We start from the raw sequence: 14,690 nt of genomic DNA, 5'->3' as shown, positions 1-14,690 counted from the left end.
GATGCCGTTTGCGAATATTTTCAGTTGAGCAAAGAAAAACTCAGATGTTACACAAAGAAACAGTTAAACCAGGGACACTGGATCTGATCCATAAGCTGATGAAAGACTATCAGCTCAACTCATTTTACCTTGTAGGCGGCACCGCACTGTCGCTGAGGATTGGGCATAGGGAATCCATAGACATTGACCTGTTCAGTTCTTCGGATTTCGATGGCAATGAACTTGCCGAATATCTGCGAAACAATTATGGTGCGGATGTAAAACGTCACAAGTTCAACTACGCCAGCGGAAGCATTGGAGAGGTGGATTTTGATTTTATTTCGCATAAATATCCATCTATCAAACCTATCGAAAACATAAAGGAAATTAGGATGATGTCGAATGAGGATATATCGGCAATGAAGATTAATGCTATTGTCAATAGCGGACAAAGGATAAAGGATTTTATCGATATACATTATCTACTAAAGGAATTATCCTTAGAGGAAATTGTTAGTTTCTACTGCCAAAAATACCCTAATGTGGATCCCAACACCGCTAAGTCGTCCCTAATGCACCACAATGATATTGACTTTAACGTCCCTGTAAAACTGATGGATAGTAAGCTAAAATGGCAGGATGTGCATGGAAGTATTTCAAAAGCAGTAAGGGCGTATACCAATCTACAGGAAAGCAGGGAACTTTACCGCAAGCTGAAAGAGAAAAAAAATGACAATAAAAATGATCAAGGCAGAGGAATGGGTCGCTAAGTTAGCGAATGTACCGCTCCAATCATTTCAGGAAACAAAGCGGCTAAGGATAATCCATTTTAATGACAAGGCTTTGCGGAAAAAAATACTTGGACAGCTTCACTAGCGAAGAAGATATTTTTCTAGCAAATCCTAAGGGCTTGCTCTTGCACAAAGGGATTGTTCAAAGGTTATCACAATTTGTGATAACCTGCCATCAATGTGAGCATTTAATTCATCCGCATATTTGCACGACTTAGGAGTATGGTAGCTAATAATAGCCAAATTCGTCTGGAGATAGAAAAGATAAAGAACAAGCTGAAAAACCAAGATAAGAACATGGAAATTGTTTTTCAATATCTTGATGAGCTATTAGCGATAAAGGAGACACCTGCCCCCAAATGAAATAGGATCTGTTTCAAACCGGATGAGCTATAGTACCTAGAGGCGGAATTGCATTTCCGTATATACCAAAGTGAAATTGCCGGGGTAGTGATTGGGCTTTCACAGGCCGAAAATGCGGGAGGGCCGGCTTTCGCAATAGTAGATTAAAAAAACTTATTGATAACAGAAAGCAACTCCTACTAATACTTTTGCTTTTTGTTATTTTCTCATTTTTTTAATTTCTGCCTGGTTACTATATAAGAAAAGTTCAGGAAGCTGATCATCTGGTTACAGAAGAAAAGCATATCAGTCATTTCTTCTCCTTCCGGAGATTCAGCTTCCAAATGTACCCAATCTTTATACAGTTCCTATAAATTTGCCCTTGCCTCATGCAATGGGAAGTTGACGAAAAAGTATTCCATTTCAGAATCCGCATTTTCAATTTCTTCATCAGAAAGCCATGAAGGTTGATAATCGAGTAGTTTTTTAATTTCTTCCATGTCACTATTTCTATTTGATTTCAAGCTCATACTGTTTTTTGATTTCATCTACATACGGTTCGAAATGCTCCTTATAATAACCCTTAGGGATTTGAATCTTAAAATTTTTACGACTAAAAAACAGAACTACCCTAGAATCCGTTTCGCATTCCAATAGATACAAAACAGTGGGGTTCGAAGACGAACAGATGAAAAACATTGCAATCCTATCCTCGCAAAAAAGCTGAACTTTTCCTCCCACCTTGAACCTCAATTTAAGCTCATAATAATCATCCTTATCACTAAGTGAAAAATTTAAACGGGGTACTTCACCTGAGAATCTGGCAACCTGCATATCCTTTTTCATAGGTCTCTTCTGAATATTTCTCAGCCCATAGGTAAACAGGTAATGTGTAAACGGCTCCATCGATAGCATTGGGAGTGCTTTATTGAAAAGTTCAAAAATCTTACTTTTATTGCTGGAATTGAGATCGTCTATTTCTTCAGAACGTTCATCACTGTCTCCATATTCCCTGAACTGAATCCTTGCAATTTTCTTCATTTCGTAGCAGATGCTTTTCAGCTCAGTTTGATTTGCGGACAGTTCATGTTGCTCAAAACCATCCTCTTCTTCGAAAAGAAAACCCGTAAAAGATTTTACAGTCTTATTATCCGCATTTAGGGTAAAGCTATACGGTATCAGAAATGGATAATGGTTGGAATGGAACCTGACAGAATCGGTATTTGCAAGGCAATAACCAACAAGGTACTCCTGGTTTAAAGTAGCTAAACCATCGTTCGCATACTTTCTCTTCAATGCCTTCCGCTGGGATATGTGCACGAAATAATCATCTGGCCTGAAAAAACCCTTAAATTCTTTTTTAAGCCTGATGTCTACTCCATACCTATCACAGATTACTTCAAGATATCTGGATCTTCCGGTTGCTTCACTGAAGCATTCCGGCCAATAATACTCCTCAAAGTCATGAAAATCATTCCATAACATCGCCCTCAAAGTACGGTAGGCATATCTTCCTAGATAATTTTCATCCGTATCAATATTGCAGCTAACTAGTAAATGATCATACTCGACCTTTAAGTAAACTTTTACAGGTGGCTCATTTTCGAGCTTTACCCTGATTGTCGATATCCCTTTCTTAAATGAAAGCACCTTTCTCTCAACCATGTAATATGGCCGGTTCCCGGCTCGAAGTTCTGTATGTAACTCCAAAACATTTAACCTCAATATACGGGTATTCTTATCAAACGGAAGTTTATAGAACTGGGACTTAGGTTTTCCGGAAAGCATAGTTTCATCAGCCATTGTCAGTTTCTCCTTTCTCTGCTTCCGCCTCTTCAAATTCAACAGTTAAAAGATTGATCTTTTTATCACAAAGATCTTTGGCGAGAATTGAAAAATGATGAACCAGGCTATATAGCTTATCAGCATCGCCCATCTCGACATTGAAATTATCCTTATGCCTGGCATGACTGTAACTATTCATGAGCTTCTCAAAAAGCCTTCTGTTTTCTGGCGTTCCAAGTAAAAGCGCTCTCGGCTGCTCCGAGAAACATGCACAGATATCCAGTAGCCTGCCCAAATGATGAAAAGATCTACAGATAAAAGCTTTCATGAATTTGTTTATATGGATCCGTCATCAACTGTCCTTGATGGCTGAGGTGACGGAGAAATATTTTCTTGCGGAGAAATTTCTAGATATTCCTGTCAGTAGTGTATTTCTGTAAGGTAATGCGTCGATCCTCAGTGCAGGACCTTATTTTGACCACTGCCCAGAGTGCACGATGGATGTTCGGCTTTCTATTGCATCTCCACCATAATAAATACTGCATATTTTGAGGCGAAAAACGAAACCAGATTATGTGCTCCGAAAATGCTCTCGAATAAACGTAAAGCTCATCCATCCCAATAGTGCACCCAGAAGCCACAGATAATTATCCAGCCCACAGTGGTAAACCGTATAACCGTTTATGACGACACCATTGTTATAGGTAACCTGCCCTGTGTTCTGCAGAACGGTACATGCCATCCCCACCGATCCTAGGTTCGTTGCGAACGTACTGGTACTATAATTCGTACAGTTGTACGGTCCGGTGTTTAAGACAATGTAATTTGTATTGGTGCCGGTGGAGGTGTAATGCGCAGGATTGCCGTCCGGGTGGGCAACAAAAAAAAGCCTTTCGCCACCACTGCCGTCTGCAATCAGACATCCCGTTTGGGTATACTGACGCCCGGGAAAAATGTTATGACCAATATTGTGCAGAAGATTTTTATAGGGCTCATAAGTCAGCTCAGGTATAAAGCTGACAGGCAGCAATACCCATGCCACTAAATGCCCGCTTTTAGATAAAATCGAATAGCGTTCCCGCAATAATTATTGAAATATCGGTTGCTAACGAGTGAACACGGCATAAACTAAAATTCCCGTGTTCTGTTCATCTTGTTCATTTTTACCAACCTAAGTATAAAACAAAATTGCTCACGGTTCATAGTAGTACCGGTATTAACTCAATTGCATATTCGTAACCACTGAGGAAACTGGAATTGGTCACAATTATTTTTCTGACCCGAAAATCTGCGTTTTCCAGTACCGAAAGAAGATAATAGCGCGAAATTTAAGCAAAATAAGTAGACGTATGGCCATCACCCGCCAGGTACGGTATGGGTTTGGGCATACCTTTTTATAAAATTTTCTTTTTTACCAAAAAAGCATGAAAAAGCGTATGATTTATTAGTAATTTTGATAGCTTTGGGTCATGGATAGGAAAGCTAACGAGCTCAAGAATTTTTTAAAAAAAGTAAAGGAGCTTTGCGGTTTTGGTGACATGAATTCTTACAAAGTGGTAAAGGATTTCGATGACATAGCGCAGGGTGCCGCACAGGATAATATCCATAACATCATTATGGCACTTTCCAGTCCCCTCACTTTTGATCAGGTTCGCAGAAAAATGATTGTGAACGCAGAACAGGAACTCGATCAGCTTTCTGGAAAGGTGTGATCATGCCCGGCTATATTATGATCCAGAAAATTTGCGGCGATAACTGTTTATCACTATTATGCCGATCTGGCCATTAGGCCCGCTCAAAATTTTCTGATACGTATTTCCTGTACCAGGATCTGCAGTGAATGTTAGGGAACCGCTCTAAGTTTTAATTTCCGATTTGAGATACCGTCAATTATTGCGAATTTATATCTTAAAAGAATAACCTGATTCGTTTATCTGCTGACAATTCAAGTAGATCCTTTTCCCTTAACGGCTTGAACAGCACTTTGACTACCATGGGATATGCTGATGCCCGGATTCGGTCTGACTCGTTGACGGACGAGGTGACCAGAACCACTGATATCCGTTTGCATTCGGGAGTTTTAACTAGCAGTTCCAAAAGCGCCCACCCGTTCATAACAGGCATGTTGATGTCCAAAAGCAACAGAAGTTCTGCATGCTGATTTTTAACGATATATTCATAGGCAACCTTCCCGTTCTCAAGACAGATAATCTCTCCCCCGGGACTGATATCCTCCAGAATGCTCTGGTGCATAAACAGAATGATCGGATCGTCATCTATAATTAAAATTTTTTTTTCCTTCATAAATCCGGCTTATCGAGTTCTTCTGACCTTATGACAATTTCCCTTATAACCTGGTCCAGCTCATCTGCTGAGCTGCAGATGTAGTTCAATATTCTTTTGACTTCCGGTTCGCTTCTTTGTTTTTCGGTGATCATATTTACAAGTCCCATAAGCCTGGCAAGTGGGGCACGGACTTTGTGCGACTGGATCCAAGCCACCTCCCGAAGCCGCTCGTTTCTCGTCTCGATTGCCGCGAAGTGCCTGAGCCGTTCGGTGATGTCGCTCGCGATTATAACCTTTGCCTTGGTTCCCTTGAATATGATCGTATTGCTTTTGACCTCCACCTGGATAATTTCACCGTTTTTCTTGATATGTTCGAACGTACCCTGAAATATTGTATTATCCTGTTTCCTTGTTTTCTTTATCGTTTTTTCAAGCAGCCTGATATCCTCGGCAGGCCTGATTTGCCTTATGGTCATCGAAAGAAACTCTTCCTTTGTATACCCATAATGGCTCAACGCCGTCTGGTTTACGTCCAAAAATTCGAGCGTCTCAAAATCGTACACCCACATCGGCAAAGGGCTTAAGTGGAATAATGCACTGTATCTCCTTTCTGATTCCTCAAGGTCTGCCCGTGCATCCGAAGCCGAAATCTCTGCGTGCTTCTGAAGGTCTATATCCTGGAGACTCCCAAAAAGCCTCAGGCATTTTCCCTGTATACGTTCGGCGCCGCCGATGCTTCTGACCCACTTGAGCTCGCCCGAGACTTTGCGGACCTGTAAAACCTCATCCCATGGAATGCCGGTTTGAATGCAGGTCCAGATGCGGTCCTCCATCATTTCCATTGCAGCCTGCGGGTAAAATTCTCCGAGCGGACACTCGGCGTCCGGAACGTAATCCATTTTAGCATTCAGGATTTCTCTGGTAATGGCAGACCATGTTATTATTCTCTCGGGAAAACTGAGCTCCCAGCTTCCGATTCGTGCAAGGCTGTTGGTGCTCAGCAGCAGCTCTTCAAGTTCTTTCTTTTCGGTGATGTCCTTGGCTACGGAATAGACCAGCTGTTCGTCTTCAAGGGGCTGTGAGGTCCACGCCAGCCATTTGCTTCTGCCATCTGAGGTGGTGTAGTGCTCCTCTATATAATAGGACTTCCCGCTTTTTCGAAGACCGTGAAGCAGGACGATCGTTTCCTCTCTTTCATCGGGATGCAGGAAATCACTAAAGGGCCTGGAGAGAAGTTCCTCCATGCTATACCCCAGGATTCTGGAAGCCGCGGGATTGAGCTTTTTGAAGTTGCCGGCAAAATCCGTTATCGAGATAATGTCCGGTGCGAGGCGGAAAATATGGTTAAGATCCTGTTCAAGCTTCTTGCGGTGCAGCTCTGTGCCCAGATGTTTTCCAAGCAGGTCGGGAAGGATCTGCTGTTTTGGATCTGCCGGTTTCATCGTTCCGATGAGCAGAACCCCGATCAGGGTTCGGTGGTGGTGAAGCGGAAATCCGTGCACGGATTTAATTCCGGCCGCATTGCGTGTTTCGCGCTGTTCCGAAATTTTCCAGAATCCCTCCTTCACATTGTTTTGTATCTGAAGGGCATACTGCCTGCCGAAATCCAGCGACAGCGCATCACCCGCAGTATTTCTGGTCGGGTCATCGACAATATAATAAGCCTCCAGATCGAGCATACTGCTCATCGGGTGAACTGTCCACAGTGCCGCAAAGCCGGCCCGGCTAAAATCTGCTATTATGCCTACCACGGCCGAGACCGTTTCTTTCAGCCCCTTGTCCCTGTTGAAAATATTTGTTATATCTGCAAGGAGTAACTGTTTATGCTCTTGTTTTTTCTGTTCGCTCACATCGCGTAAGATGGCTACCCAATGGGTATAATTTCCGATCTGGTCCGCTACCGGGGTAACGGAATAGCTCACCCATATCTGACCCCCGTCTTTCCTGTAATTTACAATGGTACCCTTATAGGGTTTATTATTGCCTATGCTGTCGATTAATCTTCTAAGTTCTGACCGGTCTGAGCCCGATCCTTGCAGAAACCACGGACTGCGTCCTTCAACCTCACTTGCAGAATAACCTGTCAGCTGTTCGAATGCGCTGTTGACCACAATAATTCTGGTCGTAAACTCACCGGTCGGCCATATCTCTGCGACAAGCACCGCATCAATTGTATTGGTTACCACCGACTCAAGGATACGGAGGCGGGCCTCTTCCTTTTTGCGCAGCGTAATATCCTGTAATGCCCCGATCATTCTTAATGGCATACCTTTTGAATCCCTGATGACGAACCCTTTGTCCACCACATGGGCATAGGTTCCGTCCGCTTTTAAAAACCTGTAGTCGTCTCTCAAGTTTGCTTCTCCTGAGGCCAGAAAGCCTTCGAGTTTTTGCTGCACGCGATCGACATCGAGTGCATGGATTCTCCTGTTCCAGATATGGATATCCGAATTCAGGGTATCCTCAGAATAACCGAAAAGTTTCAGAAAACCTTCCCCCCAGAACACAGATCCGCTGGCAATGTCCCAATCCCATACCGCATCCGAGGTGGCTTTGCCAACATATCTGTAGCGTTCATGGCTGATCTCAATGTCCTTCTGGGCCTCCACCATCTCGGTAACGTCTCTGGAGTTCGAAACATACCCCCTCACCGCGGGAGCATCGCGAAGGTCGGTTATGACCGTCTGAACCCACCTCCACGAACCGTTGTTGTGCAGGAACCTGAAGGGACTCAGTGATACCTTCCTCTGTCCGGCGACAGTCGCGAACTCTTTGTTTGCACGTTCAATATCTTCGGGGTGAATAAATTCGAAAGCATTCCTACCAATAAAAATCTCTGGCTCAAAATCCAGGACGGATTTTGAAGACGGACTTACGTATAGATAGTTGGCAGTATCGTCCAGAATGGCAATCATATCCGAGCCGTCGTGGACCAGTGCCCTGAAACGCTTTTCGCTCTGGACGAGAAGCTTCTCCGTCATCATTTTTTCGCTCGCCTCCCTTACCGTACAGTATATCAGCTTTTCTGACGGATTCCAGTTCGCCGACCATATCATTGGGACTACAGAACCGTCTTTGTGGATCATACCATTCTCAAAACTGGTTGTGTTTTCTCCCAGCAATACTTTTTGCAGAAACGTAGCGGTGTTACCCAAATCTTTGATGTCCACGAAATCGGCAACCTGTTTTTCTTTTAAAAACTCTGGGGCATATCCCCAGATCCGCCGGGCAGCAGCGCTCGCGCCCCTGAAAAACCCCTGCCCGTCTATCGTACAGATTACATCGGGTGAGGAGTCCAGAATTCGCTCCATCTTTTCCAGGGTCTCTTTTTGTTCCCTTTCAATCAGCACCCGGGCGGTGATGTCCTGGATAGAGCCGATGATTTTTGTGCATCTGCCTGAGCTGTCACAGTAGGGCGTGAGGGTAATGACCGACACCCTTTTGCCGGAGGGATACGCTGCTGTTTCTTCCCGGCTAACGCTTTCCTTGGTTTTTATCGCCAGCCGGTACTGGGCGAGAGCAGCCTGGAGATATGGTTCGGGAATGACTTCCTCGAGGTAATGTCCGATCACCTCCTCCATAGCCAGCCCAGTATTCTCTAGAAATGCCCAGTTGACGGAGGTAAACCTGAACCTTTTGTTATCCTCAACGGAAACGAGAAATACAGTCTCAGAAAGGTGGTTGTAGATCAGCGACAGCTCGAGAGCCTGGCTGTCAAGGGCAAGCTGCATCGCTGTTTTTTCGGCAATATTGGTTGCTGATATGAAAATGCCCTCAACCTGCCCGCTCTCGCCCATTAGGGGCTTATAAACGATCGAAATTTTTTCTGTCAGGTTTTTCCCGGCCAAAATTTCCATCTCTGAATATTGAGTTTCTCCATCCAATACCCTTTTGTACCGGCCGAGAACAGCGGACCGCTCTTCTTTTAACGCATAACCAAGGATTGGTCTCCCTTTTTCAAGCTCGAAGTTAAAATATTTCCCGATCAGGTATTTGCTTCTCCTGCTGAAGTCAACAATATTAAATTTCCGGTCAAGCAGTATAAAGGATTCATCAGTATTTTCGAGTATATGAGTCTTCAGCGTATCGCAATCCGATAGACTTGATTTTACCTTTGTTTTATTCTCGACCGGTTTGAGAACATGCTGGACGTATGCTATCTTGCCCTCAGCGAGCAAAAAAGTGTTCTCGACGCAGTACCGTAGATTTGTCCCAAGGCGTACTTCTGTCTCGAGGTTCATATCCCTGGAAAACATTGACTCATTCTTTGCCGCAAAAATAATCCCTGCAAGCACTATTCGGTAATTTTCTTCTGATGCGTAAAATTTACGTAGGCTGACAACGCGCTTTAAAAGTCTCCATTCTTTGGCCATTCCCCGGAATTGCCGGTTTATCAATTCAATTGTGACAGCGCCGCCCTCTACCTTAAGCAGCAACGCCGGAAAGCCGATCGTATCCAGCATTTTTGAAATTAACTGCATTCCCGGAAGATCATTTGTTGTTGACATGGTATCCATAAATTCAAAACTGTTTTGAGAATCTGTTGACAAACATAGCGGATATAAAAAAACACGCCTAAATTTAAGATAAAAACGAATAGCTGTTGCATTATTTTGGTGTTGAATGAGTATTTTAACTTCCAGTTCGCAGAGATAGAGTGGAAAAACCATAACCGGTCGACCCCTTCTCGCCAGAAACTAGATTTGAATTAAATCATTAATTATCTTAGCGTTATGGATTTGGCGATGGGGTCTCAGATAATCGGTTTTTCCATACCAAGCTGGTCGCAGGACTTTTGTGTGAAAAACAGTATCTGCTGTAAAAACCTGCGAATGCGCCATAAATTGAGCTCGATCTTTTGGCAGCCCACCAGCAAAGTCAGCAGGAAATTGAGGCGGGTTAATAAAATCAAACTTGTTTACCGTTTTCTTTAAAGATTAATTGATAAATATTAATTTGCCTAAAAGTGTTATACTAATTCTTCCGCTCTTCTCAAGATTATAATAAGCAAGATAGCGTCGAGCCATTGTTCTGGACCTCTTTAAACATGTAAAAAAAGCTTTCGTTTCTAAATTCAAATTTAATTTTAAAGTTCCATTCGAGTTGTATTCTTGTCTTAACATTCGGGAAGATCCAAAAAAAAATCGTAATTCCCGACTGGTTTACAAGTAAATCGCTCTTGTCAGATTGAAATCCCATTTTAGCTTGCTGTAAGGTTATTAATTCATTAAGCAATTATTTGGTGAAAAGCCAGTTTCTCTTGTACGAATAATATTGAGCCGTCTACGTAGCATGGGATTTTTGATTGCCCTTATTAATTCCGAGGTAATTATATGTTAACCCGAAACTTGCATTCTTTCTCGAATTACTTGGAGTTAAGAATCTGACAAGTAGGTATATCATGAAATTCAATTTGTCTGACAGTGTATCGCCAAATCCGGATAAACAGAGCTGATTGACTTCCTCTGACCAAAATTAATTTGCCTTAAAAGCCTAGAAATCATTTTGTTGTTAAATTGGCGAAGAGGGTTCAAATACATTGATATATCCATTTCTCCTCAGCAAGTTTAAATCAAGCCCAAAATCGAGGCGGTAATTTAAGTTGATTTTACTTGAGCTTGTTGGGCGAATAAACAAATTAAATAATTACCGCAATTTATAAAGCCCCTTGATACCATTTTCATCTACACACCAATCATTCTTTTGCAAATCCGTATCAAAAAACGGTCCTTTTTAATACTCAGAATATCAGAGTGGAATATAGTTGAAGAACTTCATGCAATTTTTATTAAAGTTCACAAATACCAGGCTAATAAGAATACCTAGAGTTATCACTTAGAATTAAAAGAAACTGTGAATGGAACCAAAAATTAAAAAAACTCGCCTGTTATTAAAACTCCAGTAACAAGAAAACTTCACAAAAGTTATTTAAAAGATGTACATGGTAAACTGCTTACAACTATTTTAGCGCAATTTAGGTTTAAATTGAATACTTTACCATAGCAAAAAGAGAAGTTAGGTCATAACAAGAGTTATCGAACACTCAGCGTAAAATGTTTCAGATTAAGTTTTGGAAAAGTTTCACTTATCAAACCAAAAAACGTCAGCTACCATAATGTGCATTAAAAAACATGAGCCATCATCTAAAAAAGTTTCTTCTAAAATCTGTTTTCTTACTTGCGCTAATACACCTAGCCTACTTTATATATGGTTATTTTAAGTTTATAGGCCTAAGAGATATAAATATCTACACAGAGTTCCATCGTTTCAAGTTCTACGACGACGTATCTATTTCACACTTCTTTGTAACCGGCTTATTTTTACTGACTGTTCTTATTTTACTGGTATGGAATCATTCCAAGCAGCGATTAGCCTTGCCAAATCTGATAAAAACTGGGGCAATCCTGCTTCCAATCGTTTTCTTTTCATTAACCTTCTTTATGAGTTATAGTTTCGGGATGAAGGCAAAAATTATCCGAGAAAAACTTTAATGCGGAAAAAACATTGTTAAATGGTTTGAATCCCTTTTTATATCCATACAACTCCTACAAGTCAGAAACATTATTTAATGTGACCAATATTCTTTACCCAAAACCTTATCCGGTAGTTGAGGTAAAGGACACATTTTTTTTTGCGACCCGACAAATAAGGAATATTTTAGTTTGCAATCCACATATTACAGCATAGACACCTTAAAAATGCTTACCTCTAGGTATGAGAAATTAAAAACCGAGACCAACTCTGCCTGTAAACTGCTGGGGTCTGATGAGAAAGAATTACAGAAAAGAATTATCTTAAAAACGAATAGAAAGGACAGTACTGTAATTATATTTAAAGGGTCTGAAATCAATCCGCAATATGACGATGAAATTTGCATTTTTCTCGAAAACAATAGGTTGATCAGCCCCCTTAACGATCAGACTGTCGCAGAACAACAGCGGCAAAATGCTATTGAACGATATGAGCTCTTTAATAAACTAAATAAAGATTCTTTACTTCAGTCCTTTAAAAAGCTAGATACACTGTTGAAAAAATACTACATAGAATCTTCCATTAATCCGGTAGCCCTGACCCAGGATGTCTTTTATTTTAGGGATAAAAATCATGAGCAGCTAAACGTTATCAGGAATAATTTAGATAGAAATGCATTGTTTGAAAAAATAAATAACTTGAATCGGTTGTCTTATCAGCCCGAATACTTTCATTCATCCATCAGAGAGATTTTTTTCATCGTACTATTTTCGGCCTAGCTTCTTGGATTTACCGTTTTTGTATTAGCCAATTATAAGCGGAAATCGAAATATGCAGAGACTAACCCTTCAGGAACATAAACTCTGGTGAAAAATTCAATTTATTTGACCTCGTATCGCCAAATGCATAATAGCAGGATAGTTGATGATTTAATGCAAATTAATTTTCGGCGAGGTGGGGTCAATCGCCTACGTTTATCCACATATAATCAGGATAAGCTCGGCTTTTGGGCTGATCCCTGCGCAATTAAGTTAAACAACCCAGTCAAGTTTTCGGGAAAATGATCACAGCACCCGGATCTATGGCAGTTTACCTAACGAAGCCCTGACCTATCAATATGAGAAAAATTTGACTGTTTATCATAACATTAAATGGTTCGGGGATAAATGCTTTCAGCTACATCTTCAAATAGGTTGCCGTTAGCGTTTCTTATTCTGAATTGCGTTAACTATATTGTAAGCGCAGAACCGGTTTACCAGAATGCTTTGCAGTTACAAAGTTCATAATTAAAAAAGAAATGAGAAAGATATCCCTTTTTGTTTTGTTCGTCCTGTTGGGGTCGATTAAAGTTGCAGCGCAGCAACCTGATACGATCAAAGAAAACACCGCCATTAGGAAGCTCATTAAAAATTACGAAGTTGCGTGGAACCGTCATGACCCTAATGGACTGGCGGCAAATTATACTAATGATGCCACCTGGGTAAACTGGTTTGGGGCTTATTACAAAGGTCGTGATGATATAGAGTTCCATTACCAGGTGGTACACAATACCTACTTTAAAGCAACTCATTACTACACCAGGGCCGTTGAAGATATCAACTATGCCAGCTCAAATTTAGCAATAGCCCACGTACGGACGGCACTTGACGGAGATGAGCGTTTTCCGGGGCAGACATTTGAGTTTCGCAGGATGATTGTTCTGATCAGGCGCGATGGAGTCTGGAAGATACTGGCAGGTCAAAACTCAAAATTAGAAAAAGGAATCAGATGAGAACCAACCTACTATTATTTGCTTTTGTTTTCTGACATTGCATTAACTATTTTTGGCGAGAAGCCTCGTCGCCTGCTTTGGTAAAAGCATGTGGCAAACCGCTGGGGCCATAACGCTGTCGCCGACCTTTGCATTATATAGTTGATCACCTACCTTGATCTGAAATTCAGCTTTCATGATGTACCGCCCCTCATACTTACTAGGGGGCACCTGATGGTTAAGGCCCTTTTTTATCTTAGGGATTCGTAAACATACATCTGTCCATGGGCATCAGCCGTTGGCAGGATGATTAAGAAAAGGCGTCTGCAACGGAAAAATCAATCAACGACACTTAATTTTCGGACAAAGCCAAAAATGGCAGGCAGACAGATGGCAGTTTCGCTCAGTGATGGGAAAACAATACTTTAAAAAAGTCAAAAGAGTTCCTGCATCTCAAAAGGGGAACATGCTTATTTGAGCTTCATCGTTTAACATAGATAAGGAGCAGAAACCGTTTGTCTTTATTACGGGATCCTTTTTCGCTGGTTTTTTTCGAATCCATGTGCATTTTTCAGGCCGTTTTGTTATTTTATTCAACTAAAATTTGCACCATGATTGATGAAAATCCAGATAATTCTGCAACAACAATTGGCTATGCTGAAGATCAAAGATGGTTTCGTGACGATGTAGTCAAAATGTTGGAAGATAAAGGTTTCAGGTTTGTGGCGATCGCCTATAATGATAAGGAGCTGATTGATCAGGTGGTAGTTTTGGCCAATATTCCTGATATTTTTCTCACGGATCTAAGCGCGATTAATATTATGACCGATTGTAATAGCAACAACTGGAACCCCCAAATGTTGTGAAAATAGATTAATTAATGGATTACACGTATTTTACAAGATCATTACTCATGAAAGCAACCTACCTAGTATTTCAGCACACCCCTTTATAAAGGAGTTGCTTGGTTTATTCTTACTATGGTGGTATTGATGCTCGGATAGGGCTTGTTGTTTTAAAATACGATTTAAGCTGCACTGCCTCCTATGTTATTTGTAATTATCCCTACTCCATTATTCCGCTAGTATTGGTACTTGCAGCGTTAAAGAAAGAATTAAGTTAAGAATATTGCTATACCAGCGCCGTGCATAAAGGTGCCATTGAGGTCGCCTGTTACGTAGTGATTACAATGCCGATTTATTCGCTATGTATTAAGTTCCTGCAGAAAATCACAACTTTCCAGCAAACGACCCAATTTGGCCGCCAGGGCGTTGTCCACACCATTG

The 14,690-nt window shown here is 41.4% G+C and carries 10 protein-coding genes; 5 read left to right on the top strand and 5 right to left on the bottom strand.

Translation table 11 applies throughout. The features are described 5' to 3' along the window. A partial coding sequence (locus H7U22_RS22510; protein ID WP_222621941.1) for a nucleotidyl transferase AbiEii/AbiGii toxin family protein occupies nucleotides 1-749 on the top strand: 749 nt, incomplete at its 5' end. A 731-nt stretch (nucleotides 750-1,480) separates the two neighbouring features. Here the strand turns inward: H7U22_RS22510 and H7U22_RS22505 are convergent. Genes H7U22_RS22505 through H7U22_RS22495 form a run of 3 tightly spaced genes read right to left on the bottom strand, consistent with a single transcriptional unit; the run spans nucleotide 1,481 to nucleotide 3,225 of the window. Then, the gene (locus H7U22_RS22505) at nucleotides 1,481-1,636 is read right to left on the bottom strand and encodes a hypothetical protein (RefSeq protein ID WP_222621940.1); all 156 of its coding nucleotides are present in this window, start codon (nucleotides 1,634-1,636) and stop codon (nucleotides 1,481-1,483) included. Beyond that, the gene (locus H7U22_RS22500; protein ID WP_187073593.1) at nucleotides 1,623-2,915 is read right to left on the bottom strand and encodes a hypothetical protein; all 1,293 of its coding nucleotides are present in this window, start codon (nucleotides 2,913-2,915) and stop codon (nucleotides 1,623-1,625) included. Before H7U22_RS22500 ends, H7U22_RS22505 begins: the two co-directional genes overlap by 14 nt. Beyond that, nucleotides 2,908-3,225 (bottom strand): hypothetical protein, encoded by a 318-nt coding sequence (locus tag H7U22_RS22495; RefSeq protein ID WP_187073592.1) that lies wholly within the window; start codon nucleotides 3,223-3,225, stop codon nucleotides 2,908-2,910. The genes H7U22_RS22500 and H7U22_RS22495 overlap by 8 nt, the downstream gene beginning before the upstream one ends. Nucleotides 3,226-4,366: 1,141 nt before the next feature. Between H7U22_RS22495 and H7U22_RS22490 the strand changes: the two genes are divergently transcribed. Then, on the top strand, nucleotides 4,367-4,609 hold the full coding sequence (locus tag H7U22_RS22490; protein WP_187073591.1) for a hypothetical protein: 243 nt from the start codon (nucleotides 4,367-4,369) through the stop codon (nucleotides 4,607-4,609). Between the two features lie 196 nt (nucleotides 4,610-4,805). Here H7U22_RS22490 and H7U22_RS22485 read toward each other — a convergent pair whose 3' ends face one another. Continuing rightward, nucleotides 4,806-5,201: a response regulator gene (locus tag H7U22_RS22485; protein ID WP_187073590.1), complete on the bottom strand. Its 396-nt coding sequence runs from the start codon at nucleotides 5,199-5,201 to the stop codon at nucleotides 4,806-4,808. After that, nucleotides 5,198-9,691: a PAS domain S-box protein gene (locus H7U22_RS22480; protein WP_187073589.1), complete on the bottom strand. Its 4,494-nt coding sequence runs from the start codon at nucleotides 9,689-9,691 to the stop codon at nucleotides 5,198-5,200. Before H7U22_RS22480 ends, H7U22_RS22485 begins: the two co-directional genes overlap by 4 nt. Before the next feature lie 2,190 nt (nucleotides 9,692-11,881). Here H7U22_RS22480 and H7U22_RS22935 point away from each other — a divergent pair. The 3 genes from H7U22_RS22935 (at nucleotide 11,882) to H7U22_RS22465 (ending at nucleotide 14,270) form a co-directional block, all read left to right on the top strand. Next, nucleotides 11,882-12,433: a hypothetical protein gene (locus tag H7U22_RS22935; protein ID WP_222621939.1), complete on the top strand. Its 552-nt coding sequence runs from the start codon at nucleotides 11,882-11,884 to the stop codon at nucleotides 12,431-12,433. Nucleotides 12,434-12,951: 518 nt separating this feature from the next. Further along, nucleotides 12,952-13,425 carry a YybH family protein gene (locus H7U22_RS22470; protein ID WP_187073588.1) on the top strand — a complete coding sequence of 158 codons (474 nt, stop codon included), beginning with the start codon at nucleotides 12,952-12,954 and terminating at the stop codon, nucleotides 13,423-13,425. A gap of 590 nt (nucleotides 13,426-14,015) precedes the next feature. Beyond that, the gene (locus H7U22_RS22465; RefSeq protein WP_187073587.1) at nucleotides 14,016-14,270 is read left to right on the top strand and encodes a hypothetical protein; all 255 of its coding nucleotides are present in this window, start codon (nucleotides 14,016-14,018) and stop codon (nucleotides 14,268-14,270) included. Nucleotides 14,271-14,690: the final 420 nt, after the last annotated feature.

This window comes from Pedobacter fastidiosus, from assembly GCF_014306625.1.
Taxonomy (GTDB): Bacteria; Bacteroidota; Bacteroidia; order Sphingobacteriales; family Sphingobacteriaceae; genus Pedobacter; species Pedobacter fastidiosus.
Note: the sequence above shows the minus strand (reverse complement) of the source record. Positions and strands in the feature narration are given on the sequence as shown.

Bases quoted from the DNA above. Each gene is read 5' to 3' on its own strand.
- H7U22_RS22935 (WP_222621939.1), top strand. From the start codon at position 11,882: ATGCTTACCTCTAGGTATGAGAAATTAAAAACCGAGACCAACTCTGCC.
- H7U22_RS22470 (WP_187073588.1), top strand. From the start codon at position 12,952: ATGAGAAAGATATCCCTTTTTGTTTTGTTCGTCCTGTTGGGGTCGATT.
- H7U22_RS22490 (WP_187073591.1), top strand. From the start codon at position 4,367: ATGGATAGGAAAGCTAACGAGCTCAAGAATTTTTTAAAAAAAGTAAAG.
- H7U22_RS22495 (WP_187073592.1), bottom strand. From the start codon at position 3,225: ATGAAAGCTTTTATCTGTAGATCTTTTCATCATTTGGGCAGGCTACTG.
- H7U22_RS22480 (WP_187073589.1), bottom strand. From the start codon at position 9,691: ATGTCAACAACAAATGATCTTCCGGGAATGCAGTTAATTTCAAAAATG.
- H7U22_RS22465 (WP_187073587.1), top strand. From the start codon at position 14,016: ATGATTGATGAAAATCCAGATAATTCTGCAACAACAATTGGCTATGCT.
- H7U22_RS22485 (WP_187073590.1), bottom strand. From the start codon at position 5,201: ATGAAGGAAAAAAAAATTTTAATTATAGATGACGATCCGATCATTCTG.
- H7U22_RS22500 (WP_187073593.1), bottom strand. From the start codon at position 2,915: ATGGCTGATGAAACTATGCTTTCCGGAAAACCTAAGTCCCAGTTCTAT.